The sequence below is a fragment of the Nocardioides deserti genome (genome assembly GCF_014266025.1).
Lineage (GTDB): Bacteria > Actinomycetota > Actinomycetes > Propionibacteriales > Nocardioidaceae > Nocardioides > Nocardioides deserti.
The window spans coordinates 15,770-40,826 of sequence record NZ_JACMYC010000003.1; the positions used below are offsets into that span (position 1 = coordinate 15,770).

Annotated in this window: 28 protein-coding genes; 11 read left to right on the forward strand and 17 right to left on the reverse strand. The window is 73.0% G+C overall.

Features of this window, described 5'->3' with window-relative positions; all coding sequences use genetic code 11:
• Positions 1-39: 39 nt before the first annotated feature.
• Positions 40-1,047, reverse strand: coding sequence for a LacI family DNA-binding transcriptional regulator (locus tag H7344_RS05710; RefSeq protein ID WP_186345082.1), 1,008 nt, complete (start codon positions 1,045-1,047; stop codon positions 40-42).
• A gap of 137 nt (positions 1,048-1,184) precedes the next feature.
• Between H7344_RS05710 and H7344_RS05715 the strand changes: the two genes are divergently transcribed.
• Entirely contained in the window at positions 1,185-2,018 is an 834-nt protein-coding gene (locus H7344_RS05715; protein ID WP_186345083.1) for a phytanoyl-CoA dioxygenase family protein, read from the forward strand.
• A 28-nt stretch (positions 2,019-2,046) separates the two neighbouring features.
• On the opposite strand, the gene H7344_RS05720 is transcribed toward H7344_RS05715, so the two are convergent.
• The 6 genes from H7344_RS05720 to H7344_RS05745 all read right to left on the reverse strand — a co-directional run bounded on the left by H7344_RS05720 (position 2,047) and on the right by H7344_RS05745 (position 8,994).
• Positions 2,047-3,255, reverse strand: coding sequence for a hypothetical protein (locus H7344_RS05720; protein ID WP_186345084.1), 1,209 nt, complete (start codon positions 3,253-3,255; stop codon positions 2,047-2,049).
• The gene (locus H7344_RS05725) at positions 3,252-4,187 is read right to left on the reverse strand and encodes a TolB family protein (protein WP_186345085.1); all 936 of its coding nucleotides are present in this window, start codon (positions 4,185-4,187) and stop codon (positions 3,252-3,254) included. Before H7344_RS05725 ends, H7344_RS05720 begins: the two co-directional genes overlap by 4 nt.
• Positions 4,188-4,279: 92 nt before the next feature.
• Positions 4,280-5,287, reverse strand: a complete 1,008-nt coding sequence (locus tag H7344_RS05730) for an ABC transporter permease (RefSeq protein WP_222130323.1) — start codon at positions 5,285-5,287, stop codon at positions 4,280-4,282.
• On the reverse strand, positions 5,284-6,273 hold the full coding sequence (locus H7344_RS05735) for an ABC transporter permease (protein WP_222130324.1): 990 nt from the start codon (positions 6,271-6,273) through the stop codon (positions 5,284-5,286). The genes H7344_RS05730 and H7344_RS05735 overlap by 4 nt, the downstream gene beginning before the upstream one ends.
• A complete protein-coding gene (locus H7344_RS05740) occupies positions 6,270-7,907 on the reverse strand; it encodes a sugar ABC transporter ATP-binding protein (protein WP_229707085.1) in 1,638 nt (545 codons plus the stop codon). The genes H7344_RS05735 and H7344_RS05740 overlap by 4 nt, the downstream gene beginning before the upstream one ends.
• A 7-nt stretch (positions 7,908-7,914) precedes the next feature.
• On the reverse strand, positions 7,915-8,994 hold the full coding sequence (locus H7344_RS05745; protein ID WP_186345086.1) for an ABC transporter substrate-binding protein: 1,080 nt from the start codon (positions 8,992-8,994) through the stop codon (positions 7,915-7,917).
• 317 nt (positions 8,995-9,311) lie between these two features.
• Between H7344_RS05745 and H7344_RS05750 the strand changes: the two genes are divergently transcribed.
• Positions 9,312-10,136, forward strand: a complete 825-nt coding sequence (locus H7344_RS05750) for a DeoR/GlpR family DNA-binding transcription regulator (RefSeq protein ID WP_186345087.1) — start codon at positions 9,312-9,314, stop codon at positions 10,134-10,136.
• Complete coding sequence (locus H7344_RS05755; RefSeq protein ID WP_186345088.1) at positions 10,133-11,053, forward strand: aldose 1-epimerase family protein; 921 nt, start codon at positions 10,133-10,135, stop codon at positions 11,051-11,053. The genes H7344_RS05750 and H7344_RS05755 overlap by 4 nt, the downstream gene beginning before the upstream one ends.
• 44 nt (positions 11,054-11,097) lie before the next feature.
• On the opposite strand, the gene H7344_RS05760 is transcribed toward H7344_RS05755, so the two are convergent.
• From H7344_RS05760 to H7344_RS05790, 7 genes are all read right to left on the reverse strand, one after another.
• Positions 11,098-12,162 (reverse strand): sensor histidine kinase, encoded by a 1,065-nt coding sequence (locus H7344_RS05760; RefSeq protein WP_186345089.1) that lies wholly within the window; start codon positions 12,160-12,162, stop codon positions 11,098-11,100.
• Positions 12,163-12,185: 23 nt separating this feature from the next.
• Positions 12,186-12,470, reverse strand: a complete 285-nt coding sequence (locus tag H7344_RS05765) for a hypothetical protein (protein WP_186345090.1) — start codon at positions 12,468-12,470, stop codon at positions 12,186-12,188.
• 50 nt (positions 12,471-12,520) lie between these two features.
• Positions 12,521-13,348: a TrmH family RNA methyltransferase gene (locus H7344_RS05770; RefSeq protein ID WP_186345440.1), complete on the reverse strand. Its 828-nt coding sequence runs from the start codon at positions 13,346-13,348 to the stop codon at positions 12,521-12,523.
• Positions 13,345-13,737, reverse strand: a complete 393-nt coding sequence (gene rplT / locus H7344_RS05775; protein WP_166195815.1) for a 50S ribosomal protein L20 — start codon at positions 13,735-13,737, stop codon at positions 13,345-13,347. Before rplT ends, H7344_RS05770 begins: the two co-directional genes overlap by 4 nt.
• Before the next feature lie 119 nt (positions 13,738-13,856).
• A complete protein-coding gene (gene rpmI, locus H7344_RS05780) occupies positions 13,857-14,051 on the reverse strand; it encodes a 50S ribosomal protein L35 (protein WP_166195813.1) in 195 nt (64 codons plus the stop codon).
• A gap of 91 nt (positions 14,052-14,142) precedes the next feature.
• Positions 14,143-14,826, reverse strand: a complete 684-nt coding sequence (gene infC / locus H7344_RS05785) for a translation initiation factor IF-3 (RefSeq protein ID WP_186345441.1) — start codon at positions 14,824-14,826, stop codon at positions 14,143-14,145.
• 290 nt (positions 14,827-15,116) lie between these two features.
• Complete coding sequence (locus tag H7344_RS05790) at positions 15,117-15,695, reverse strand: SseB family protein (protein WP_186345091.1); 579 nt, start codon at positions 15,693-15,695, stop codon at positions 15,117-15,119.
• 46 nt (positions 15,696-15,741) lie between these two features.
• On the opposite strand from H7344_RS05790, the gene H7344_RS20480 reads away from it, so the two are divergent.
• From H7344_RS20480 to H7344_RS05810, 4 genes are read left to right on the forward strand one after another with little or no spacing between them, the layout of a single operon-like run.
• Positions 15,742-16,194: a cellulose synthase gene (locus tag H7344_RS20480; protein ID WP_186345092.1), complete on the forward strand. Its 453-nt coding sequence runs from the start codon at positions 15,742-15,744 to the stop codon at positions 16,192-16,194.
• A gap of 56 nt (positions 16,195-16,250) precedes the next feature.
• Entirely contained in the window at positions 16,251-17,471 is a 1,221-nt protein-coding gene (locus tag H7344_RS05800) for an amino acid deaminase/aldolase (protein ID WP_229707084.1), read from the forward strand.
• Positions 17,449-18,030, forward strand: a complete 582-nt coding sequence (locus H7344_RS05805; protein ID WP_186345093.1) for a uridine kinase family protein — start codon at positions 17,449-17,451, stop codon at positions 18,028-18,030. The genes H7344_RS05800 and H7344_RS05805 overlap by 23 nt, the downstream gene beginning before the upstream one ends.
• A 4-nt stretch (positions 18,031-18,034) precedes the next feature.
• The gene (locus tag H7344_RS05810; RefSeq protein WP_186345094.1) at positions 18,035-18,952 is read left to right on the forward strand and encodes an aldose 1-epimerase family protein; all 918 of its coding nucleotides are present in this window, start codon (positions 18,035-18,037) and stop codon (positions 18,950-18,952) included.
• 42 nt (positions 18,953-18,994) lie between these two features.
• Here the strand turns inward: H7344_RS05810 and H7344_RS05815 are convergent, their stop codons facing one another.
• Genes H7344_RS05815 through H7344_RS05825 form a run of 3 tightly spaced genes read right to left on the reverse strand, consistent with a single transcriptional unit; the run spans position 18,995 to position 20,575 of the window.
• A complete protein-coding gene (locus H7344_RS05815) occupies positions 18,995-19,459 on the reverse strand; it encodes a PH domain-containing protein (RefSeq protein ID WP_186345095.1) in 465 nt (154 codons plus the stop codon).
• The gene (gene hisG, locus H7344_RS05820; protein WP_186345096.1) at positions 19,443-20,294 is read right to left on the reverse strand and encodes an ATP phosphoribosyltransferase; all 852 of its coding nucleotides are present in this window, start codon (positions 20,292-20,294) and stop codon (positions 19,443-19,445) included. Before hisG ends, H7344_RS05815 begins: the two co-directional genes overlap by 17 nt.
• A gap of 17 nt (positions 20,295-20,311) precedes the next feature.
• Positions 20,312-20,575 carry a phosphoribosyl-ATP diphosphatase gene (locus H7344_RS05825; RefSeq protein ID WP_186345097.1) on the reverse strand — a complete coding sequence of 88 codons (264 nt, stop codon included), beginning with the start codon at positions 20,573-20,575 and terminating at the stop codon, positions 20,312-20,314.
• Positions 20,576-20,672: 97 nt separating this feature from the next.
• On the opposite strand from H7344_RS05825, the gene H7344_RS05830 reads away from it, so the two are divergent.
• From H7344_RS05830 to H7344_RS05845, 4 genes are read left to right on the forward strand one after another with little or no spacing between them, the layout of a single operon-like run.
• A complete protein-coding gene (locus tag H7344_RS05830; protein ID WP_186345098.1) occupies positions 20,673-23,606 on the forward strand; it encodes an ATP-binding protein in 2,934 nt (977 codons plus the stop codon).
• A complete protein-coding gene (locus H7344_RS05835) occupies positions 23,603-24,112 on the forward strand; it encodes a pyruvoyl-dependent arginine decarboxylase (protein WP_186345099.1) in 510 nt (169 codons plus the stop codon). Before H7344_RS05830 ends, H7344_RS05835 begins: the two co-directional genes overlap by 4 nt.
• The gene (locus H7344_RS05840; protein ID WP_186345100.1) at positions 24,105-24,680 is read left to right on the forward strand and encodes a hypothetical protein; all 576 of its coding nucleotides are present in this window, start codon (positions 24,105-24,107) and stop codon (positions 24,678-24,680) included. Before H7344_RS05835 ends, H7344_RS05840 begins: the two co-directional genes overlap by 8 nt.
• On the forward strand, positions 24,680-25,051 hold the full coding sequence (locus tag H7344_RS05845; protein ID WP_186345101.1) for a response regulator: 372 nt from the start codon (positions 24,680-24,682) through the stop codon (positions 25,049-25,051). Before H7344_RS05840 ends, H7344_RS05845 begins: the two co-directional genes overlap by 1 nt.
• The last annotated feature ends 6 nt before the right edge of the window (positions 25,052-25,057 follow it).

Genomic DNA, 25,057 nt, shown 5'->3' on the forward strand with positions numbered 1-25,057 from the left:
ACGCCGCCCGCGAACCGGTTCCTCCCCGGCCGAGAGCGGTCAGACGGGGGCGCTCTCGCGCACGACCAGGCGATGCGGGACCACGAGGTCGCGGCCCGGCAGCGACCGGTCGGCCATCCGCTCCCCCAGCGTCGTCAGGGCCAGCTCCGCGAGCCGCTGCTTGTCGGGCGCGACGGTCGTGAGCGCCGGGACCGAGTAGCGCCCCGCCTCGATGTCGTCGAACCCGACGAGCGCGACGTCGTCGGGGACCCGGAGGCCGCGGTCGGCACAGGCCCGGAGCGCGCCCAGCGCGAGCTGGTCGGTGAAGCAGAAGATCGCGTCAGGCGGCTCCGGCAGGGACAACAGCGACTCCGTCGCACGGGCGCCGTCGGCGTGGTGGAGACGGTCGACCGGCACCTCGAGGGCGGCATCGGGCGACAGTCCACCGGCGGCGAGCGCCTCGCGGTAGCCGGCCAACCGGTGCCGGGCGGTCTCGTTGCTCAGGTGGGGCTGGAGGCCGACGGCCGCGATCCTGCGGCGGCCGGTGGCGACGAGGTGGGCGGTCGCCTCGCGCGCCGCAGCCTGGTTGTCGATGGCGACCCGGTCGACGTGCCCGAAGCCGGCCTGCTCCCCCAGCATCACCACCGGGGGCGCGCCGGCGCGCCGCGAGACCTCCGCGGGCGTCAGCGCCCAGGGGCTGAAGACGACGCCGTCCACCCCGTGGCCGCGAGCGCCGTCGAGCAGGTCGCGCTCGCGGGCCGGGTCACCGTCGGTCTGCTCGACGAGCACGGTCCAGCCGAGCTCCTCGGCGGCGCGCACCACGTGGGCGGCGAGCTCGGCGAAGTACGGCGAGTCGATCTCCGGCACGACGAGGCCGATGACGTCGCCGCGCCCCCGCCGGAGCTGGCGGGCCGCGATGTTGGGCCGGTAGCCGACCTCCTCGATCACGCGCTGCACGCGCTCGCGGGTTGCAGGCGCCACGACCTCGGGCGCGTTCACGACGTTCGAGACCGTGCGCACGCTGACGCCCGCCCGCTCGGCGACGTCACGCAGGTTGGCCCGGTTCATGCGCCCCTCCTTCGGGGTGGTCCGCGAAGTTCTTCGCCGCAGGGTATTGCAACGTCGCATTGCAACGTTGCAAACTGGGTACCGGAGATCACATCGCAGCAGCACGACGACCGACCACAGCCATCCCGGGAGGACCCATGACCGCCGCAGCACTCGACGTACCGATCGACACCGAGGCCATCCGCCGCACCATCCACGAGGACGGGATCATCGGCTGCAAGGGCGCCTTCTCCCGCGAGTGGGTCGAGCAGCTGCGCGAGGACGTCGAGGCGGCCTTCGAGGAGGCCCAGTCCCGCGAGGGCGGCTCGGTCGGTCGCGGCCCCAACCGCTACTACGTGGAGATCCACCCCGAGGCGCTGCGCGGCTTCGTCGACCTCGTCGACCACCCCTGGGTCCGCGCCACGTGCGAGGCGATCCTCGGCCCCGACTACAAGATCGTCGAGGTCGGCTTCGACATCCCCTTCGAGGGCGCGAAGAACCAGCCCTGGCACCGCGACTTCCCGGCCCCGAAGGAGACCACCGAGGAAGGGCGGCTCACCTCGCTCGCGTTCAACGTGACCTGCGTCGACACCGAGGAGGACATGGGTCCCTTCGAGATCGCGCCCGGCACGCACTGGGACAAGGGCGAGGAGTTCAACCACGGGATGTTCCCGCTGAAGAAGGAGTACGGCCGCTTCGAGGAGCGCGCCGTGCGGAAGTACCCGCAGATGGGTGACATCTCCGCCCGCTCCGCGCTCACGGTCCACCGCGGCACCAAGAACGAGTCGACCAAGTCCCGGCCCGTGCTGGTGCTCGGCGTCGACGCCCCCGGGGCGGGCAACGACGAGCACCACGACCTCGCGGTGACCCGCACCTACTGGGAGAACCTGCCCCAGCGGGTGCGCGACCACCTGGCCTGCCCGATCGTCGACGAGCTCACCCCGATCACCCAGAAGCACACGATCGAGGGCCTGGTGATGGGCGAGGCCTGAGCCTCCGCTCGTTCGGGCGTGTGCAGGACTACCCCGAGATGTCCGCCTGGCGGCGGCGCAGGAGCCGCAGCGCGACGATGACCGCGGCAGTCGCGGCGACGGTGAGGCCGAGCAGCAGCTCGCGCCAGTACCAGGTCCACAGCGCGTCGCGCGTCCCGAGGAACGACGTGTGCGGACCGGCCGCCACGGCGTCGGCGGCCAGGACGAGGCAGAACGACTGCATCCGGTGGTGCACCGCGACCAGCGACCGCGGGCCGTCCGCGCCGAGCAGGACGCTGTGCGCCGTGTCGGTCCTGGTGGGCACGACCGGATCGGCGCCGGACCAGGTGGGGTCGCAGTGGTCCCAGTCGGCGACCTCCCGGGCGTCCAGCTCACGACCGCCGTCGAGCGAGAAGCGCCGCACCGTGACGTCCGGTGTGCTCCCGAGGCCCGCCTCGACCAGCAGCAGGGTCCTGCCGTCGGGCGAGACGCTGGCGCCGGGTTGCGGCTCGGCGAGGCCGCGCCACGGCCCGTGCGGCCGGAGGACGAGACGCTCGACCGCGCCGGTGTGCACGTCGGTCGAGGTCGCCGTCCAGTCCTGGTCCGACGCGGCCGTCCCCCCGGCCTGGACCGTCACCGCACGTCCCGCGCGGTCGAAGCCCGCCGCCGCGCCGTCGGCGACGAGGCGGACCCGGCCCGTGCCGAGGTCGATGACGGCCGGGACGTCCTGACCGAAGCGCGGTCGCACGCCGAGGAGCGCCAGGACCGCACGGCCGTCGGACGACCACCGCACGCCCCGCGAGCCGAGGCGGTACGGCGCGCCGCGCAGCTCCTGCCGGTCGGACGAGACCGCGATGCGGAGGAAGACTTTCCGCGCACCCGTCACCAGGTCGTGGAGCTGCCACCGCCCGCTCGGCTCGCCGGCGGTGGCCGTGAGCAGCAGCCGTCCGTCGGGCGAGAGGGACGGTTCGCCGCCGGGCGGCAGCGCCCACACCTGTCCCTGCGGCCCGAGGCCGAGGTTGCGACGGTTGCCGAAGTCGTTGTCGTAGAACGTGCCGGCCAGCGGTCCGGGCCGGTCCGGCAGCGGCGGCGCCGGCCGGACGAACCCGATCCGCTGCGGGTGGCCGTCGACCGCGGTAGCCGCGGAGGTCGCCGTGGACGGGCCCGCGCCGATCAGGAGTGCGACGGCTTGGAGCACCGTCGCGAGCACGAGCACCGCCAGGCACCCCAGGACGGCCCGGCGGGAGGTCCGGCTCATCGGACCAGGGGCGCCCAGTCCAGGCCCTCGGGCCCGTCGTCACCGACGATCGGTCCGGTGAGCGAGTAGCTGTGCGACCCGTCGGGCAGGTAGGCGCGCACCTTGAACCGCTCGTCGGTGTCCTCCGGCGTGGGCAGCTGGTCGGCGTTGAACTGCAGCGCCGCGATCTTGCGGCCGTCCGGGGACCAGGCGACGTCGATGAAGAAGATGCCCTGCGGGCGGGCGAGGTGGCTGACCCGCACGGGGCTCCCCTGACCGCTCCGCGGCAGGACGACCAGCTCCGTGGCGGCGCGCGGGTGCGCGTCGGGCGCGGCGTACCGGTTGGTGATGAAGGCGACGCGGCGGGAGTCCGGGGACCAGTCCGGGTCGCTGTTGATGGTGCCGCCCGTCGTCAGCTTCCGCAGGCCCGTGCCGTCCGGGCGCACCAGCCGGATCACCGACCCGGTGCTGTAGGCGATGCGGCTGCCGTCCGGCGACCAGGCCGGCTCCTGCACCGGCCCGTCGGTGGAGGTGTGGACGAGACGGGTCGCACCGGTCGCGACGTCGACCTCGACGAGGTCGGCCCCCGCCGCCACCGCGATCCGGCGCCCGTCCGGTGACCAGGCCAGCCCGGCCGGCATCCCCGGCGGGTCCAGCTCGCTGATCAGCCGCTCCGTGCCGTCCGCGACCGAGCGGACCCGGACGCCGTCCCGGGCGAAGGCGATCCAGCGACCGTCGGGGGAGTACTGCGGCACCCCGCCGTCGGTGAGCCGGTCGTACGCCGCGGCGCGCGGGGCCTGGGTGGCCACCGTCGCGCCGTTGCTGACGAAGACGAGGTCGCCGTTCCTGACCGCCGGCACCGCCCGCCCCTCGGCCGCGACCGCCGGACCAGGACCGACCACGGCCGTCCCGAGCACGAGGAACGCCACGCATGCCCGCCGACCGATGCCCATGGCGCGACGGTAGGGAACGGCACCGGCGCCCGGCGTCACCGATAGTGGTGAACCTCCGGGCGCCGGTCGTGTTCCACCAGCGGTCGGCTGCGCTAGGCCCGGTCCCCGCGGGTCAGGGCCCGCTGGAGCGTGACGACCAGCAGCAAGATCGTGCCGCTGACGACCGACTGCCAGTCGGAGTCGAGCGAGCCGACCTGGTTGATGACGTTCTTGATGACCTGCAGCAGCAGGACGCCGACCAACGTGCCGAGCACGGTGCCGGCCCCACCCGTGAGCAGGGTGCCGCCCAAGACGACCGCGGCGATCGCCTCGAGCTCGGTGCCGACGCCGAGGATGGTGACGCCCGAGGAGGTGTAGCTGGCGATCATCACACCACCGAAGCCGGCGAGCAGCGCGGAGGCGACGTACGTCAGCACCTTGGTGCGCACCACGGGCAGGCCCATGAGGTCCGCGGCGTCCTCCTGGCCGCCGATCGCGAGCACCGAGGCGCCGTAGGACGTGCGGTGCAGCACCAGCCCGCCGATCGCGAAGAACACCACGACCAGGACCACCGGATAGGGGATGCCGAGCAGCTCACCCTGCGCGAGCTCGCGGAACGAGGAGCCCCGGGGCACCTTGTACGTCGTCGCGCCCTCGTCGCTGAGCAGCAGCAGGAGGCCGCGGGCGAACAGCAGCCCGGCCAGGGTGACGATGAACGGCGGCAGCCCGCCGCGGGCGATGATCAGGCCCTGGACCAGCCCGATCGCGCCGCAGACCGCGAGCGGCAGGACGAACGCGACGAGCGTGCCGTGCTGGGCGCCCCACGCGGCGAGCACCCCGCCGAGCGCGAAGACGCTGCCGACCGAGAGGTCGATGCCGCCGGTCATGATCACGAAGGTCATGCCCAGCGCGAGCATGGCGAGGAAGGACGCCTGGACCGCGATGCCGGTGATGTTGCCCTGGCTCGCGAAGGTGTCGAAGCTGACGCTCGCGACAGCGACGACGACCACGAAGATCGCCAGGGCCCCCTGGCGCTGGACGAGCGAGGCGAAGCGCGCGCGGTTCGCCAGCGCCGTCTCGGGCGCGTTGGCGGTCGCGGGGTCGACCATGGTGGTGCTCATGAGCGCCGTGCCTTTCCTCGCCCGAGCTGGACGTAGACCGCGACGATGACGATGACCGCCTGGACGATCTGCGCGGTCGAGTCGGGGATGTCGTGGAAGATGAGCGTCGCGGTGATCAGCTGCATCAGCAGCGCACCCGCGATCGTGCCGAGGATCCGCACCTGCCCGCCGGAGAGCGGGGTGCCGCCGATGACCACGGCGGTGATGGCGGAGAGCTCCATCAGCTGGCCGAGCTTGGTCGGGTCGCTGGCCTGCGACCGCGCCGCCAGCAGGATGCCGGCCATCGCAGCGAGCAGCCCGGACACGACGTACGTCGTCACGAGCACGCGCCGCACCGGCAGCCCCGCGAGGCGGGCGGCCAACTTGTTGCCGCCGACCGCCACGAGCTGGCGACCGTAGGTCGAGCGCCGCACGACGAGCCACACCGCCAAGGAGACGACCGCGGCGATGACCACCACGTAGGGCACGCCCACCACGTCGCCGGTGCCGAGGGAGACCAGTCCGGGCTCGCGGATGCTCTTGATCTCGCCGCCGAACAGGTTGGCCACGCCGCGGATCGCCACCATGAGGCCCAGCGTCGCGACGATCGGTTGGACGCCCACCACCCCGACCAGCACGCCGGCGATCAGCCCCACGACGGCTCCGGCCACGAGGCCGATGACGATGGCGCCGACCGAGCCGTAGCCGACGTACAACGGGATGAGCGCGGCGGCCAGGGCCATGACCGCGCCGACGGAGAGGTCGATGCCCTCGGTCCCGATGACGAGGGCCATGCCGAGCGCCACGATGACGACCGGGGCCACCTGGACCAGCTGCAGCCGCAGCGTGCCGGTGCTGACGAAGTTGTCGGTCAGGAAGACGTTGGCGAGCAGGAGGAGACCGAGGGCGACGAACACGCCGTTGCGGCGCACCCAGTCGATGTCGAACCTCGTCCCGGACCGCTCGGAGCGCTCGGCCACGGTGGCCGTCGCGGTGCCGTCACTCACGCGTGCTGCCCCTCTGTCTGGGTGGGTGCCTGGTTCGGTGCCTGGCTCGCTGGCCGGGAGTCGCGCTCGCGGTCGCCCGCGAGGGCCGCCAGCAGCTCGCTGCTGCTGAGGTCGGTGCTGTCGAGCTCCGCCTGGACGTGGCCGTCGTGCAGCACGACGATGCGGTCGGCCCCTTCGACGAGCTCGTCCATCTCGCTGGAGATGAGCACGACCGCGAGGCCCTGGTCGGCCAGCTCGTCGATGAGTCCCTGGACCTCGGCCTTGGCGCCCACGTCGATGCCGCGGGTCGGCTCGTCGAGGAGGAAGACCGTCGGCTCGGTGGCCAGCCACCGGGCGATGAGGACCTTCTGCTGGTTGCCGCCGGAGAGCTCGCGGACCTTCTGGTCGGGGCTCGAGGCCTTGATCCGCAGTCGCTTCATGAAGGTGTCGACCAGCGCGTCGATGCGCGCCTCGGAGACGACCCCCGCCCGCGACATCCGCGGGAGGACGGCCAGCGCGATGTTGTCGCGGACCGAGAGGTCCGGGACGATCCCCTCCGCCTTGCGGTCCTCGGAGAGCAGCGCGACGCCCGAGGCGAGCGCGCCGCGCACCGACCCGGTCCGCACCTTGCGCCCGGCGACGGTGATTTCGCCCGAGCGCGCCTTGAGCGCGCCGTACACCGCCTTGACCGTCTCGCTGCGGCCGGAGCCGAGCAGTCCGGCGAGGCCGACCACCTCGCCGGGACGCACGGTCAGGTCGACGCCGTGCAACCGGTTGGCCACCTCGAGCCCGGAGACGACCAGGGCCGGCTCACCGGCCTGGCGGTGGGACGACCCGAACTCGGTGGCGCCCTCGGCGCGCACCTCCTCGACGTCGCGCCCGAGCATCTTCGAGACGAGGTCCAGGCGGGTCATCTCGGACATGGGCTCGGTGTGGACCCACTCCCCGTCGCGGAGGATGGTGACCCGGTCGCACAGCTCCCACAGCTCGTCGAGCCGGTGGGAGACGAAGACCAGGCCGACGCCGCGGTCGCGCAGGCCGCGGGCGACGCGGAAGAGCGTCTCGACCTCTGCGGTCTCCAGCGACGAGGTCGGCTCGTCCATGATGACCACGCGGCTGTCGACCGACATCGCGCGGGCCAGGGCCACCATCTGCTGCGATCCCAGCCCGAGGCGCCCGAGCTCGGCGGTCACGTCGATGTCGATCCCCAGCTCGGCCATCAGCTCGCGGGCCCGCTTGTTCATGGCCCGGACGTCGATGAGCCCGAACCGCCGCGGCTCGCGGCCCAGGAAGATGTTGCGCGCCACGCTCAGCAGCGGGACGAGGTTGACCTCCTGGTAGATCGTCGAGATGCCGACGTGCTGGGCGTCGGCGGGGCGGCGGAAGTGCACCGTCTCGCCGGCGTACCGGACCTCGCCGCCGTCGGGGGTGTAGACGCCGGTGAGGACCTTGATGAGGGTCGACTTGCCCGCGCCGTTCTCGCCGACGAGCGTGTGGATCTCGCCGGCCCGGAGCTCGAAGTCGACGCCCTTGAGGGCGTGGACGCCGCCGAAGGACTTGGTGACCCCGACCGTCTGGAGGACGGGGTCACCGACGCCCACGGCGCCCACGGCGCCCACGGCGGCCGCGGCGGCCGCGCTGGAATGCTGGGTCACGGGTCGCTCAGAACGCCTTGCCGAGGTCCTGCTCGGCGTTCTCGCTGGTGTAGGAGTCGTCCTCGATGATGACGTCCTCGGGGATCTCCTCACCGGCGAAGAAGTCCTCAGCGGTCTGGAACGCCAGCGGGCCGAAGCGCGGGTTGGACTCGATGACGGCGTTGATGTCGCCGTCGACGATCGCCTGGACCGCGTTGCGCGTGCCGTCGATGGAGACGATCTTGATGTCCTGGCCCGGGTCCATGCCCGCGGCGCGGACGGCGGTGACGGCGCCGAGCGCCATCTCGTCGTTGTGCGCGTAGATCGCGGTGATGTCGGGGTTGGACTGCAGCAGCTGCTCGGTGACCGACTGGCCCTCGTCGCGGGCGAAGTTCGCGGTCTGCTCGGCGATGATCTCCAGGTCGGGGTACTCCTCCTCGACCCGGTCCTTGAAGCCGGCGTTGCGCTCGTCGGTGACGTTGTTGCCCGAGGAGCCGAGGAGGATCGCGACCTTGGCCTCGCCGTCGGTGGCGGTGGCGAGCTCGTCGGCGGCGCGCTTGCCCTGGTCGTAGAAGTCCGAGCCGAGGAACGCGACGTAGTCCGAGCAGGGCTCGTTGGTGACCTTGCGGTCGATGGTGAGGACCGGGACACCCTTCCTCTTCGCCGCGTCGAGCGCCGGGTCGAGGCCGTCGGAGTTGACCGGCGCGACGATCAGGAACTGGGCGCCCTGGTTGAGCATGTCCTGGATGTCGGCGATCTGCTTGGGCAGCTCGGCGTTGGCGTTGGTCGTGATGAGCTTCTTGACGCCCACCTCCTGCGCGGCGGCCTTGATCGACTCGGTCTCCGCCGCCCGGAAGGCGGCGGTGTCCGGCTCGGACTGGGAGAAGCCGACGACGGCGTTCTCCAGGTCGAGCTTCTCGGCGCCGTACTTCTCCAGGGTGCAACCAGGACCGGAGCTCTCGGTCTCCTTGACGACCTGCTCGTCGTTGCCGCTGCCCGCGTCGGAGGCGGTGTCGTCGCCGGAGTTGGTGCACCCCGACAGCGCCAGGCCGGCTGCGGCGACCGCCGCGAGGGACCTCCACGCGGCGGTGGACTTCTTGCTCGTCATCTCTGCTCCTCGAAGTGGTCGATGCAGCTGCGCGGAATCGCGTGAGATCGCCGTCACAGCCTCGGACAAGCAAACATGACCGCACACGAAAGCGCAACGGTGTGCGCGAAGTTCACCCGAACGCACACCAGAAGCGCCGTGCCACTCGACGGGATCCGGCGTGATGGCGTACGGTCCCGCCAGGAAAGTGGGCTGGGACACACCGGAACACGGCTGGTCCGTACACGTGCGAACGCACACCACATTCGAACATCGCGTCTGCATCCAACGCCAACACGCCGTCCGCAGGACCAACGGGACGGCTCGAGAGGGGCCCCATGCTCGCCGCCGAGCGTCAAGCGCGCATCCTGCAGGAGGTCGAGCACCTCGGGGCCGTCCGGGTCAGCCAGCTCGCGCGCCTCCTCGAGGTCTCGGAGATGACCATCCGGCGCGACCTCGACAACCTCGCCGCCAAGGGCTCGCTGGAGAAGGTCCACGGCGGAGCGACGGTCGCCGGCGGCACCCGGCCGAGCACCGACGAGCCGGGCTTCGAGGCGAAGTGGGCCCAGGAGACGGCCGAGAAGGAGGCGATCGCCGCTGCCGCGGCCGCGATGGTGCGCCCCGGCTCCGCCGTCGGCCTGTCCGCGGGCACCACGACCTGGACGTTGGCGCACCACCTGCGCTCGATCCCGGGGCTGACCGTCGTCACGAACTCCATGCGGGTCGCCGACGTGCTGCACAAGGCTCCTGGCGGCGCCCCCAACGTCGTGCTCACCGGCGGCGTCCGCACGCCGTCCGACGCGCTGGTCGGTCCGGTCGCGGTCTCCTCCCTGCGGCTGCTCCACCTCGACCTGGTCTTCCTCGGGGTGCACGGCATCCACCCGCGGGCCGGCTTCACCACCCCCAACCTCCTCGAGGCCGACACCGACCAGGCGCTGGTCGCCGCCGGGCAGCGCCTGGTGGTCCTCGCCGACCACACCAAGTGGGGGATGATCGGCATCAGCACGATCGCGCCGCTGGACCGAGCCGACGTCGTCGTCACCGACGACGGGCTGCACGAGGACGGCCGCGCGACGGTGCGTGAGCTCGGCGTCGAGCTCGTCGTGGCTCCGGTCGCCGGGGTCCGGGCGGGCACCGCACGCGACGCGGCGAGCGTCTCGTGAGCCGCGGTGGGGCCGAGCACCTGCTCGAGCACGGCGAGTACACCGCTGTCGCGACCGAGGTGGGCGGCGGGCTGCGCCAGGTGCGCCACGGTCGCCGCGACCTGGTGCGGCCGTACGCCGCCGACGAGGTCCGTCCGCGCTTCCGCGGGTCGGTGCTCCTCCCCTGGCCCAACCGGGTCGCCGACGGGCGCTACCGCTCCGGCGGCGAGGAGCACCAGCTCGCCCTGACCGAGCCCGAGCGCGGGAACGCCCTGCACGGGCTGATCTGCTGGGTCCGCTTCGAGGTGGTCGAGCGCGGCCGATCCTCGATCACGCTCGCCCACCGGCTCGTCCCGCAGCAGGGCTACCCGTTTGACCTCGACATGCGGGTGCGCCACGCGCTCGCCGACGACGGCCTGACGACCACGGTCACCACCCGCAACGTGGGCGCCGCGAACGCGCCGTACGGCGTCGCACCGCACCCCTACCTCGTCGCCGGGGCCGGCCCGGTCGACGGCTGGACGTTGCGGCTGCCCGTCGCCGAGGTGCTGGAGGTGACGCCGGACCGGCTGCTGCCGCTGGACCGCTCCCCCGTCGCCGGGACCGACCGCGACTTCCGCACGGCCCGCCTCATCGCCGGCACCGAGCTCGACCACGCCTTCACCGGTGTCTCGGCCGACCACGACGGCCGCGCGCGAGTCGTCCTGCACGACGAAACCGGCGTCGGCGTGGTGTGCACCTGGGACCCAGCGGTGCTGCCCTGGCTGCAGGTCCACACCGGGGACCTGCCGCTCGAGCCGGACAACCACCGCCGGGGCCTCGCGGTCGAGCCGATGACGTGCCCGCCCGACGCGTTCAACTCCGGCGAGGACCTCGTCGTGCTCGCTCCCGGCGAGGAGCACGTCGCCGCGTGGACGATCGGCGCGTACGCCGGGTAGGAGCGTCCGCCGCCACCTCGACCTGCGGGGGCGCCACTTCGGCGTCAGTCCTGGCGTCGGTCGTCGGTGGGCCAGGTGGTGACGAGCCGGGCGCCGCCGCCGGGGGCGTCGGCGATGGTGACCGTGCCGCCGTGGGCGCGGACGAGGCCGTGGACGATGTAGAGGCCGAGGCCGGAGCCGCCGCGGGCGCCGCCCTTCCAGAACTTCGTGAAGACCCGGCGGCGCATCTCCTCGGGGATGCCGGTGCCCTCGTCGTCGACGGTGATCCGCACGCCGGGCGGGTCGGACTCGTGCCCCTCGGGGACCGTCTCGAGGTGGACGCGGACGGCACCGTCGCCGTGCCGCACGCCGTTCTCGACCAGGTTGGTGACGACCTGGGTGAACTTGTCGGGGTCGACGTGGACCGACGGCAGGCCCGCTCCGCCGTCGAGGCCGAGGTCGAGGTCGATCGGACGGGCGGTGCCGGCCCGCACCGACTCCACGATCCGGGTCACGAGCACCGTGACGTCGGAGGGGCGCGGATAGAGCTGGAGGCGGCCGGTGTCGATCCGCGCGACGTCGAGGAGCTCGGCGATGAGCCGGCTCAACCGGTCGGAGTCGGCGCTGACGGTGGTGAGCATCAGCTTCTTCTGCTCGTCGTTGAGCTTGTCCCAGCGGTTGAGCAGCGCCTGGACGAAGCCCTTGACGCCGGTCAGCGGTGAGCGGAGCTCGTGGGCGACGGTCGCGACGAGGTCGGAGCGCTCGCGGTCGAGCCGCGCGCGGCCGCGCCCGGACCGGAGGGTGACCGCCACGCGGTGCACCGGCTCGGTCGGCGCGGCGCGGTGCATCCGTGCGGCGACGAGCACCTCGGTGCCATCGGGGAGCAGCCAGGACTGCTCGGGGACCGCGGTGCGCGTGGCGATGCCGGCGTACGGCGTGTTGCAGGCCGCCCACGCCCGGCCGTCCTGGTCGCGCAGCGCGAGCACGTCGGAGAGCGGGCGACCGACCGCGTCCGCGGGGGCGACGCCGAGCATCCGCCCGGCCACGGCGGAGGCCAGCACCACCTGCTGGTCGGCGTCGGCGACGACGACCCCATCGGGCAACGAGTCGGCGAGGTCCTGGGCGTCCATGAGCGCCACCCTAGGTCGGGTCGTCAGGGTCGTGGGTTGGTCCGGGTCCAGCGCTTCTCGTCACGGCGGTGACCGGTGACGGCGAGGCACCGGTGGCACACGTTCGTGATCCGGTCGGCGTCCCGGCCCGTCGCCGGCTGCACGTCGGCCCACTCGACGTGGGAGAACCGCCCCAGCCCGGCCTTCCTCACCGGCACGCCGCAGAGGGTCTGGTTCGTCCCCGGCAGCCAGGCGTGCACCTCGCCGGCCGGCGTCCGGAACCCGTCGGGGTCGGTCCAGGAGTCCGTGGCGGCCACCATCGTGCGCATGCCCTGCTGGTGTCCCCCGACCCGCGCCGGCATACCGCCCGGCGCCTCGCTCAGCCGGCGGGCGAGCGCTGGGCCCGGGCCGAGGCGTAGAGGCAGAGGGCGGCGGCGGTGGAGAGGTTGAGGCTCTCGGCGCGGCCGTGGATGGGGATGCGGACGCGGTGGTCAGCGAGCTCCGCGAGCTCGGCCGGGAGGCCCCAGGCCTCGTTGCCGAACAGCCACGCGGTCGGCCGGGCGAGCAGCGGCTCGGCCTCGGGGGCGTGCAGGTCGACCTCGCCGGCGCCGTCGGCCGCGAGGACGACGAGCCCGGCGGCCTGGGCGGCGCGGACGGCCGAGGCCGCGTCCGCCTCGACGGCCAGCGGCAGGTGGAAGACGCTGCCGACGCTCGCGCGCACGGTCTTGGGGTTGTGGGCGTCGACCGAGCTGCCGGCCAGCACCACGAGGTCCGCGCCCGCGGCGTCGGCGCAGCGCACCACGGTGCCGGCGTTGCCGGGGTCGCGGACGTCGGCGCAGATCGCGACGAGCCGGCGCGGTCGGTCGGATGCGAGGAGGTCCGCCAGCGGCCGGTCGAGGTGCCGGCAGACCGCGACGACACCGGCCGGGGTGACGCTGTCGCTCAGCGAGGCGAGCGCCTTGTCCTCGACCAGGGTCCAGCGGACCCCGGCGCCATCGGCGGCGGCCGCCAGCGCGGCGTACGTCTCGGTGGCGGCGACCGTCGCGAAGACCTCGACGGCGGTGCCCGGTGAGCCGAGGGCGCCCTCGACGGCCTTGGGGCCGTCAGCGAGGAACAGCCGCCGCTCGGTGCGTACCGAGCGGCGGCTGAGCCTGCGTGCGTCCTTGACGCGAGCGTTGCTCGCGGCGAGGGGCGGGGTGGTCGTCAGGCCGAGGCCTCCGCCTTGGGGGCGTTGACGTCCGCCGGGAGAGCGGCCTTGGCGACCTCGACGAGCGCGTTGAACGCGGCGATGTCGTTGACGGCCAGCTCGGCCAGGATCTTGCGGTCGACCTCGACACCGGCGAGGTTGAGGCCCTGGATGAAGCGGTTGTAGGTCATCCCCTGGGCGCGGGCCGCAGCGTTGATCCGCTGGATCCACAGCTTGCGGAAGTTGCCCTTGTTCTTGCGCCGGTCGTTGTAGCTGTAGACCAGCGAGTGGGTGACCTGCTCCTTGGCCTTGCGGTACAGGCGCGAACGCTGGCCGCGGTAGCCGCTGGCGCGCTCGAGGGTCGTACGGCGCTTCTTCTGGGCGTTGACTGCCCGCTTGACGCGTGCCATCTGTGTTGCTCCTTGCTACTGATCTGCTGGGTGCCGGCGCGACGACCGCAACCACAGGTACGGGGTCTGGGGCGGAGCCCCAGCGGGGGTACACGGGGGCGGAGCCCCCGGGCGTGAGGTCAGAGACCCAGCATCTTCTTCGCGCGCTTGACGTCAGCCTTGGCCAGCTCGACCGTGCCGGTCATCCGGCGGGTGACCTTCGAGGGCTTCTTCTCGAGGTTGTGGCGCTTGCCGGCCTTCTCGCGAAGGATCTTGCCGGAGCCGGTCACCTTGAAGCGCTTGCTGGCACCGGAGTGCGTCTTGTTCTTCGGCATCTCTGTCTCTCTCTCGTCGTCCTGCCGACGGCACGGTGGTGCTGCGGCGGAAGTCTGTCGGGCGAGCGGGGCGGGGCCCCGTCGCGTGACGTCAGGCGTCGATCTCGGGGTCGAGGTTCTCGGAGCGGCCGCGCTCCTTCTTCTGCGCCACCGGGCCTGCGGCGTGGGCGGCATCGCGCTCGGCCTGCTCCTCGGCCTCGGCCGCTGCGCGCTCGGCGGTGCGGGCGTCCTTGGCCGCCTGCACGTCGACCTTGGCGTCGGCCTTCTTCTTGTGCGGGCCGAGGACCATGACCATGTTGCGGCCGTCCTGCTTGGGCGAGGACTCGACGAACCCGAGGTCGGTGACGTCCTCGGCCAGGCGCTGCAGCAGGCGGAAGCCCAGCTCGGGGCGGTGCTGCTCACGACCGCGGAACATGATCGTGATCTTGACCTTGTCCCCGGCCTTGAGGAACCGCACGACGTGACCCTTCTTGGTCTCGTAGTCGTGCGCGTCGATCTTCGGACGAAGCTTCATCTCCTTGATGATCACGTTCGTCTGGTTCCGACGGGCCTCACGGGCCTTCTGGGCGTTCTCGTACTTGAACTTGCCGTAGTCCATGAGCTTGCAGACCGGCGGGCGCGCCATGGGAGCCACCTCGACCAGGTCGAGGTCGGCCTCCTGCGCGAGGCGAAGGGCGTCCGCCGTCGGGACGATGCCGACGGTCTCGCCGTTGGGTCCAACGAGGCGGACCTCGGAAACCCGGATCCGGTCGTTGATACGAAGCTCGGTGCTGATGTGTCCTCCTGGTGGCTACGTGGCCGGAGTCCCAGCGCCTGTCCCGGTTCGGTCCCGGAACGACGAAAGGCCTCCGCTGACGCAAGCGGAGGCCTGATCACTACCTGTCGCCACGACACGCACGACGAACGTGCATGCCACGGCCGGAGCCTTGCAGGACCGGACCCGACGACCTCGCGGTCGATGCGGGTGGGAGACGGATGGTGCTGGTCCCCGCTTGTGGATCTGCTCCCCGGTCCAGGACATGCCTGACCCAGGTCACTGATCGGTCAACACAGGAGACTAGCCGATCATTCCGGGCCGGGCGAATCCCCACCCATCTCCCCGGCCATCTCCCCGGGCCGGACCCACACCTGGCGCTCCCCCACGCGCGCCAGGGTCCAGCCGGCCGCCAGCGCGTGCAGGTCCTCGCCCTCGACCACGACGCGCACGGGGCCGGCGACGTCGACCAGCAGGGCGGCCGCGCCCTCCTGCACCGCGGACTGCGCGGCCACCCGCGCCGGGACCGGCACCGGCCGGGCGGCCGGGTCCCACAGGGCCATCGCCGCGGTGCCGGAGAACGACAGCAGCGCCAGCCGCCCGTCGGCGCCGGTCAGCAGGACCGCCGCCATGTCGGAGCTCTTGTCGTGCGCCAGGCCGTGCTCGTCCACCTCGACCTCGCCGAGCACCGCGACCACCGGCACGAGGAGCCGGCACCCGGTCAGGGCGGCCAGCACGTCGCCGTACCGGCGCCGGTCCGAGGCGTACGCCGTCGCCGCCGCGACGAGGGCGGGCGGCGCCTCGCCGGTGTCGTCGGGGAATCCCGGCCCGAGCAGCCGCTTCTGGTCGGGACGCTGCGGCCGGTCGTCGTGCCCGCGCTCGTTCTCCACCCGCCGATCGTCCCAGAAGTCCCCGGCGGCATGGCAGGCTGGACCCGTGGACGACGCGACGTGGGCCGCCCTCGCACTCACCCTCACCGTGCTGGGGGCGGTGTGGACGTGGCACGCGTTCCGCAAGCGCGGCGTGGCGTCCGGCCTGCGCGGGGCGGGGCTCACCCTGCTGCCGGCGGCGGCGTACCTCACGGACACGCTGCGGATGTTCACCCGCATCGGCACCGCGGTCGGCGACTGGGTCACCGGGCTGGTGCTCAGCCCGTCGGTGTGGGTCGGGATCGTCCTGGCGGGCCTCGGCGTCGTGCTGCTGGTGGTCTCGGGCCTCGTGCGCGACCGCGAGCGGGCCCGTGCGGTCGGCGGCGGAGCGGCCGCCGCCGACGACAAGGCGGTACGCCGTGGCAAGGGGAAGGGCGAGCCGGCGATCGGCAGCGCCGCCGGCGGGGACGACGAGCTCGCCGACATCGAGGCGCTGCTGCGCAAGCGCGGCATCTCCTGACCCGAGTCCTCACCAAGTCCTGACCCGGCCGCTCCGCGTCTCCTAGAGTCCCGGGGGTGACCCACCTCGACGACGTCGCCCGCAACCGGCTCTGGGCCCGGCTGTCGGCCGCCGCCGCAGCCGCTCCGGGCGACCTGCCCACCCCGGTCGCGGTGGTCGACCTCGACGCCTTCGACGCCAACGCCGCGGACCTGGTGCGCCGCGCCGCGGGCAAGCCCGTGCGGGTGGCGTCGAAGTCGATCCGCGTCCCCGCGCTGCTGCGGCGCGCGCTGGCCACCCCCGGGTTCGCCGGCGTCCTCGGCTACACGCTGCGCGAGGCGCTCTGGCTGGAGGAGCAGGGCGTCACCGACGACGTGCTGGTGGCCTACCCGACGGTCGACCGCTCCGCGCTCGCGCGGCTCGTCGCCTCGCCGGCGGCGGCCGCGCACGTCACGATCATGGTCGACGACGTCGCCCATCTCGACGTCGTCGACTCCGTCCGCTCGTCCTCGGCCGTGCCGGTGCGGGTCGCGCTGGAGGTCGACGCCGGCCTCCGGGTCCGTGGCCAGCACGTCGGGCCCAAGCGCAGCCCGCTGCACGAGGCGGACCGGGTGGTGCGGCTGGCGCGCGAGGTGCTCGAGCGGCCGGGCTTCCGGCTCGTCGGCGTGATGACCTACGAGGGCCAGGTCGCCGGCGTGCCGGACGCAATGCCCACGCAGCGCGCCCGCTCCGCGGTCGTGCGCGGCCTCAAGTCCGCCTCGGTGACCCAGCTGTCGAAGCGGCGGCAGGCGGTCGCGGACGCCCTGCGCCCGCTGGTCGACCTCGAGCTGTGGAACGGCGGCGGGACGGGGTCGATCGAGACGACCGTCGCCGACCCGGTCGTCACCGAGGTCGCAGCCGGTTCGGGGCTGCTGGTGCCGACGCTGTTCGACCACTACCGCTCGTTCGACCCCCGGCCGGCCGCGTTCTTCGGCGTGCCGGTGGTCCGGCGGCCCTCCGCGGACGTCGCGACCGTCCACGGCGGGGGGTTCGTCGCCTCCGGCGCGGCCGGCCCCGACCGGCTCCCCACGCCGTGGGCGCCCGCCGGGCTCCGGCTCACCGGGCTCGAGGGCGCGGGCGAGGTGCAGACGCCGCTCACCGGCCCCGCCGCCGGCCACCTCGCGATCGGCGACCTGGTGTGGTTCCGGCACGCGAAGTCCGGCGAGCTCTTCGAGCACACCGACCGCGTGCACCTGCTCCGCGGCGAGCGGTTCGTCGAGGAGGTCCCCACCTACCGTGGGCACGGCCTCGTCTCCTGACCCGGCCGCGGTCGCGCTCGACCTCGTCCGGTCCCGCCCGCCCACGCTCGGCGTCGGACGGTTGCTCTGCGTCGACGGACCGGCGGGCTCGGGCAAGACCACGCTCGCCGGGCGCATCGGAGCGCTGGCCGCCGCGCCCGTGCTGCACATGGACGACCTGTACGACGGGTGGGACGGGCTCCCCCGCGTCGGTGAGCAGCTCGACCGCCTGCTGCTGCCGCTCGCCCGCGGGCAGGCCGGGTCCTACCGGCGCTACGACTGGCACGCGGGGGCGTACGCCGAGACGGTCGCCGTGGCGCCCGCCCCGCTGCTCGTGCTCGAGGGCGTCGGCGCCGGCCTGGCGGCGTACTCCTCGCTGGCGGGGGTGCTCGTCTGGGTCGAGACGCCGGCCGACCTGCGGCTCGAGCGCGGGCTGGCGCGCGACGGTGCCGAGGCCGAGCCGCACTGGCGGCGCTGGACGGTCGCGGAGGCCGCGCACTTCGCCGCCGACCGCACCCGCGAGCGCGCCGACCTGCTCGTGGACGGGACCGGGCGTCGTCCGCCCCTGCGCCTAGGGTGAGCCGGTGCTACCTCCGAGCGGCGAACAGTTCGAGATCGAGGGCGGCGGCTACCGCGCCGTCGTGACCGAGAGCGGGGCTGCGCTGCGCGCGCTCTCCTTCCGCGGTCGCGACCTCGTCGACGGCTTCGGCGAGGACGAGATGTCCTCCGGAGGCCGGGGGCAGCTGTTGGTGCCGTGGCCGAACCGGGTCCGCGACGGGCAGTACGCCTTCGAGGGTCGCGACCTCCAGCTCCCGCTGACCGAGCCGTCGCGGCACAACTCCTCGCACGGGCTGGCCCGCTGGGTCGCCTGGAGCGTCGAGGAGCACACCGGGCACTCGGTGTCGCTGACCTACCGGCTGATGGCGCAGACCGGCTACCCGTGGACGCTCGACCTGCACGTCGCCTACGACCTCTCCGCCGACGGCCTCACCGTCACCCAGACCGCGACGAACGACTCCGGCCGCCCGGCGCCGTACGCCTCGGGCGCGCACCCGTACCTCCGCGTCGGCGACGGCCCGGTCGACCGCTGGGAGCTCACCCTTCCCGCCGCCACCCGCCTGCTCGTCGACGACGAGCGGCTGCTGCCGGTGGGCCGCGAGGCGGTGGAGGGCACGCCGTACGACTTCCGCGTCGCCCGCCCTCTCCGCGACCTGGCGCTCAACCACTGCTTCACCGATCTGGAGCGCGACCCCGAGGGCAACACCACCGCGGTGCTCCGCGACCCGGCCAGCGGCGACGGCGTCACCCTCTGGGTCGACGGCCACCACCCCTGGCTGCTCCTCTACACCGCCGACGACGTCCCGGCGACCGCCCGCAGGTCGCTCGCCGTCGAGCCCATGACCGCTCCCCCCGACGCCCTCCGCTCCGGCGAGGACCTCTTCACCCTCGCCCCCGACGAGACCGTCTCCGTCGTCTGGGGCATCCGCGCCCTCGAGGACTGACCCAGCCCGGCTGACGGGGTGGGTGGAGTGCAGCGCGGTGGGCTAGCGGGTGAGCTCGTCGGCCAGGCGGCGGAGGTCGCGGACGGCCTGGCGGGAGCGTTCGCCGTCGGAGCCCTGGATGCCCATGGCGGAGACCGTGCGACCGTCGGAGAGGTCGAGGGTGACCCAGGGAGCGCCGGGCGGGAGGTTGACGGAGACGACCTCGGCCCAGTCGAAGGACCGGCTGCGGTAGCCGTTGACGACGGTCAGCCCGTCGCGGGTCGCGGTGACCCGCGACCGGGTGAGCGCGTGCAGCACGACGCCGCCGGCGATGACGAAGAAGACGATCGTCCCGATCTGGAACGGCGTGAACTTCGCGCGCGTCTCGGCACCGAGGGAGATCCAGGCGGTGGCGAGGATGACCAGCATCCCGATGCTCAGGACGGTCGCGACGATCCGTGGGCCGAGCGGGCGCCAGGTCCGCGGCAGCTCCACGGCGCCGCGGCCGGCCTCAGAGCCGGCAGGCATTGATCTCGGTGAGGAGGATGCCGCGCGCGCCCAGCTCCCACAGCTCGTCCATCAACCGCTGGGCACCCTGGCTCGGGACCATCGCCCGCACGGCGACCCAGCCGTCCTTGTGGAGCGGGGAGACCGTGGGGCTCTCGATGCCGGGCGTCAGCGCGACCGCGGCGGAGACGTGCTGGCTCTCGATGTCGTAGTCCATCATCACGTAGCTGCGGGCCACCAGCACGCCGTCGAGGCGCCGCTTGAACACCTCGAAGCCGGGCGGCGGGTCGCCGGTGGCGCGCTTGATGAGCACGGCCTCGGAGTCGAGGATCGTCTCGCCGAAGACCTCGAGCCCGGCCTGCCGCAGCGTGCTGCCGGTCTCCACCACGTCCGCGACGACGTCGGCGACGCCGAGCTGGATGCTCGTCTCGACCGCGCCGTCGAGCCGCACCACGGACGCCTCGATGCCGTGCTCGGCGAGGAAGGCCCGGACGACCCCGACGTACGACGTCGCGATGCGCAGCCCCGCGAGCTGGGACAGGTCGGTGTAGCGCCCGGCCGGACCGGCGAACCGGAACCGGCTGCGGCCGAAGCCGAGCGGGCGGACCTCGTCGGCCTGCGCGCCGGAGTCGCGCAGGAGGTCGCGGCCGGTGATGCCGACGTCGAGCGTGCCCTCGCCGACGTACAGCGCGATGTCGCGCGGACGCAGGTAGAAGAACTCGACGCCGTTCTCGTCGTCGACCAGCGTCAGCTGCTTGCTGTCGTCGCGCTGCCGGTAGCCGGACTCGCGCAGGATCTCCGAGGCGGACGTGGAGAGCGACCCCTTGTTGGGGACGGCGACGCGGAGGAGGGACATGGGAGTCCTGTTCGGGTTCAGAGGTGGGCGTAGACGTCGTCGAGCTCGAGGCCGCTGGCCAGCATCAGGCACTGGGCGTGGTAGAGCAGCTGGCTGATCTCCTCGGCCGCCCGCTCCTTGCCCTCGTGCTCGGCGGCCATCCAGGACTCGGCAGCCTCCTCGACCAGCTTCTTGCCGATGGCATGGACGCCGGCGTCGAGCTGGGCGACCGTGCCCGATCCCGCCGGACGCGTCCGGGCCTTCTCCTGCAGCTCGGCCCACAGCTCGTCGAACGTCTTCACGGGTCACCAGCCTAGGTGACGGCGGTCCGTCGGCGTCCGTCGGTGTCCTCGGGGACGGACCGCGGGACCCCTCTGACCTGCTGATACCGTCCGGGGTATGGGCACATCGCTGTCGCTCGAGGCGCAGCGACGTCGCTTCCACGTCGCCGTCATGGCGGCGGTGGTCTTCATCGCGCTGTTCGCGGCGCTCCTCTCCCCCGGCACCCCGCAGGACGTGGCAGAAGCGGCCAGCGGCATCGGGTTGATGCTCGCCGGGGCGTCGACGGCGGTAGGCCTCGCGGTGCGCGCCCGACAGTCCACCGACCAGCGCCGCGCCTGGTCGTGGCTCGTCGTGGCAGCGCTGGTCGCGGTCGCGGGCAACGCCTGGGGCGCGGTGAGCGGCGTGGACACCGCGACCGGCTCGAGCCTGGTCAGCGACCTCACCATCTCGGCAGCCCTGGCCTTCTCCATCGCCGGCCTGCTGTCCTTCCCCACGGCGCGTCGGCGGGGGCGCGACCTCGTCGTCCTGATCCTCGACGGTGTCGTGGGTGGCGCGGCAGTCTTGATCGTGGCCTCGGTGCTGCTCTACGACGAGCTGCTGCGGTCGATCGACGGGCTGTTCGGCCCGGAGTTCTTCAGCGTGCTCATCCCGTTCCTCGACGTCGCGCTGGTCACCGTTGGGCTCCTCCTCGTGCTGCGAAGCCGCGGCGAGAGCCGGCCCGCACTGGCGCTGGTGGCGCTCGGCTTCTTCCTGTACGCCGTCGCCGACCTCTCCTACGCGGTGCGGGTGAGCGAGGGGACGTTCCAGTTCGGGGACCTGCCCGACCTGGGGTGGATCGCGGGCTACGTCCTCATCGGTGTCGCGGCGTGGTACCCGGCCCGCCCGGGCGCCGAGGACGCCGAGGAGAGCCGTGCCGTCGCCGACGCCCGGGACACGATCCTGGTCTTCGCCACCGTGGGCGTGGCCGTCGTGGTGCAGACCGTGCTGAACCCGGGCACCGACCTGCAGCGCGCCCAGGTGGTGCTGTGGCTGGCGCTCGGCCTCGCCGCCGGGCTCCGCCAGGTCCTGCTGACCCTCGACAACACCCAGCTGCGCCGAGGGTTGGAGCTCCGGGTCGAGGAGCAGACCGCCGACCTGCGGCGGATGGCGCGTCGTACCGAGACCCTGCTGACCTCCGTCGGCGACGGCATCTACGGCGTCGACGCCGACGGGCTGATCACCTGGGTCAACCCGTCAGGCGCCCGCGCGCTCGGCCACCCGATCGGGGCGCTGGTGGGACAGCGTGCCCACGACCTCTTCCACGCCCCCGAGGTCGACGGAACCACCTTCCCGTACGACGGGTGCTACATCGCCGAGGCGATCGCCTCGGGAACGGTGACCAGCGCCGAGGAGGACGTCTACGTGCGTGCCGACGGCGGCACGTTCCCCGTCGAGATCACGGCCAGCCCGCTGGTGGACGACGACGTGGTCACCGGTGCGGTGGTGGTGTTCCGCGACGTCACGCAGCGTCGCGAGGTCGACCGGATGAAGAACGAGTTCCTCTCGGTCGTCAGCCACGAGCTGCGCACGCCGCTCACCTCGATCCGCGGCTCGCTGGGCCTGCTGGCCGGTGGTCAGCTGGGCGACCTGAGCCCGCGCGCGACGTCGATGGCCCGGATCGCCCTGGAGAGCAGCGAGCGGCTGACCCGGCTGATCAACGACATCCTCGACCTCGAGCGGATCGAGTCCGGGACCCGGCCGATGGAGCTGGCGGCGACCGACGCCCGTGCGCTGGTCGAGGCGGCCACCGCCGAGATGGACGCGATGGCGCGGGGCGCCGACGTGCGCCTCGAGGTCGGCCCGATCTCCGGCGAGGTGCTCGTCGACGCCGACCGGATCGTGCAGACGCTGACGAACCTGCTCAACAACGCGATCAAGTTCTCCACCGCCGGCGGCCGGGTCGTCGTCGACGCCGCCGTGCAGCCCACCGGCACCACGGTCCTGTTCCGGGTGCGCGACGAGGGCCGCGGGATCCCCGAGGACCAGATCGGCACCATCTTCAACCGCTTCCACCAGGTCGACTCCTCCGACGCCCGCCAGAAGGGTGGCACGGGCCTCGGCCTGGCCATCAGCCGCGGCATCGTCGAGCGCCACGGCGGACGGATCTGGGCGGAGAGCCGGCCGGGCCAGGGAGCGACCGTCCAATTCACGCTCCCGGTGGCGCAGCGCACCCGGCCGGCCGCCGGCGCCGAGCCCGTCGACGCCCCCACGATTCTCGTGTGCGACGACGAGCCGGCGGTGGTCGGGACGCTGTCGACCATGCTCCTCGAGCACGGCTACCGGCCGATCGGGGTCGGCGACGGCGACGAGGCGATCGCCCGCGCCACCGCCGAGCGGCCCGCTGCGGTCCTGCTCGACCTGCGCCTGCCCGGCACCTCGGGCGCCGAGGTCGTCGCCCAGCTGCGGGGCGGTGAGCGCACCCGCGGCATCCCCGTCGTCGTCGTCTCCGGCCTCGGTCCCGAGACCGCGCCCGAGCTGGACCGCCAGACCGAGGGCTGGCTGGTCAAGCCGGTCACCGAGGAGCAGCTGATCCAGGCCGTCGACGTCGCCCTCGCCGGTCGGATGCGCGAGAGCACCGTGCTGCTGGTCGAGGACGACGAGGACCTCGCCGAGGTGATCATCGCCCTGCTCCGCGGCCACGGCCTCCGGGTCGACCACGCTCCCACCGCGGCTGCCGCGATCGAGGCCGGGCGCACCCTGCGTCCGCACGTGCTGGTCCTCGACCTGCACCTGCCCGACGAGGACGGCTCGGCCGTCGTGGCGGCGTTCCAGCAGGACCCGGTGCTCGCGGCGACCCCGCTGGTCGTCTACAGCGCCGCCGACGTCGAGGTCGACCGCCGCGCGTCCCTCGCGCTCGGGCCGACCGTCTTCCTCACCAAGGGCCGCAGCGGACCCGAGGCGCTCGAGGACCGCGTCCTCGGCCTGCTCGACGCCGTCACCGGCCGTCCGGCCGCGTCCTTCGCCGAGACCTCTGCTTCCCTGTCCCCCGTCGCCTCCCAGGAGGAAATGTGACCACCCGCCTCGACATCACCGTCCGCGCCGCCACCGGGGTCGGACGCACGAAGCTGGCGGCGTACGACCACGCCCTGCTCAACGCCGGAGTCGGCAACTTCAACCTGATCAAGCTCTCCTCGGTGATCCCGCCGCACAGCACCGTCCGGGTGCTCGAGGACGGCGCCCGCGAGGTGCTCGCGGGTGGGCACGGCGACAAGCTCTACTGCGTGGAGTCGGCGGTGTTCGCCGAGCACAGCGGCGAGACGGTGTGGGCCGGGCTCGGATGGACGCGGGACGACACGACCGGCGGGCTGTTCGTCGAGCACCACGGCGGCAGCGAGGAGTCGCTGCTGGAGCAGATCACCCTGAGCCTGCACGACATGGACGAGAACCGCGGCGGTGGCTACGGGCCCGTCGAGTCCGCGACCGCGTCCGCCCACTGCATCGACCGGCCCGTCTGCGCGCTGGTGGTGGCGGCGTACGCCGTCGAGGACTGGAGCCCGAAGGAGCAGCACCGTGCCTGAGGCGGCCGCCCCCACCCTGGACATCGTCGTCGAGCGCGAGCTCGACGACGAGACGATCGCGGCGTACTGGGCGCTCTACCGCGAGACGTTCGCCGAGCTGGAGGTCCGCGCGATGGCGCGCCACCTGCTCCACGAGCACGAGTTCGTCGAGGAGATGAAGGACGCGCGGGTGATGAAGTACGTCGCCCGCGACGCCGCCGGCGAGGTCGTCGGCCTCTCCACGCTCACCCGCGACCTGGAGACCGTGCCGTGGATCAGCCCCGGCTGGTGGGCGCACCACTACCCCGAGCACACCGCCCGGGACGCCGTCTACTACCTCGGGTTCACGTTGGTGCGCCACGACCAGCGACAGACCAACGTCATGTGGTCCATGATCTCCACCATCGTGGAGATGCTCGTGGAGGAACGTGCGGTCTGCGGGTACGACTACTGCAAGTTCAACAACGAGGTGCTCGGCCTCGGTCCGGGTACCGAGGCACTGCTGCACCGGATCGCCGACGTGGAGGTGGACGCCGCGGACACGCAGACGTACTACCGAGCGCTCTTCGCCGGACCGCGGGCGCGCTGATGCCCCGCGCCCTCGTCGTGGACGACGACGACTCCATCCGCGAGATCACCCAGCTCGCGCTGGAGGTCGTCGCCGGCTGGGAGGTCGTCACCGCCGAGAGCGGGGCGCAGGCCATCGACCTGGCCGCCAAGCACCAGCCCGACGTGGTCGTGCTCGACCTGATGATGCCCGGCATGGACGGCCTCACCACCTTCCGGCACCTCCAGGCGCAGGAGTCGACCACGGGCATCCCGGTCGTGCTGCTCACCGCCAAGGTCCAGGTCGGGGACCGTCAGCTCTGGGACGAGATGGCCGTCGCCGGCGTCATCTCCAAGCCCTTCGACCCCATGTCCCTCGCCGGCGAGATCTCCACGATGCTCGGCTGGACCTGACCCGCC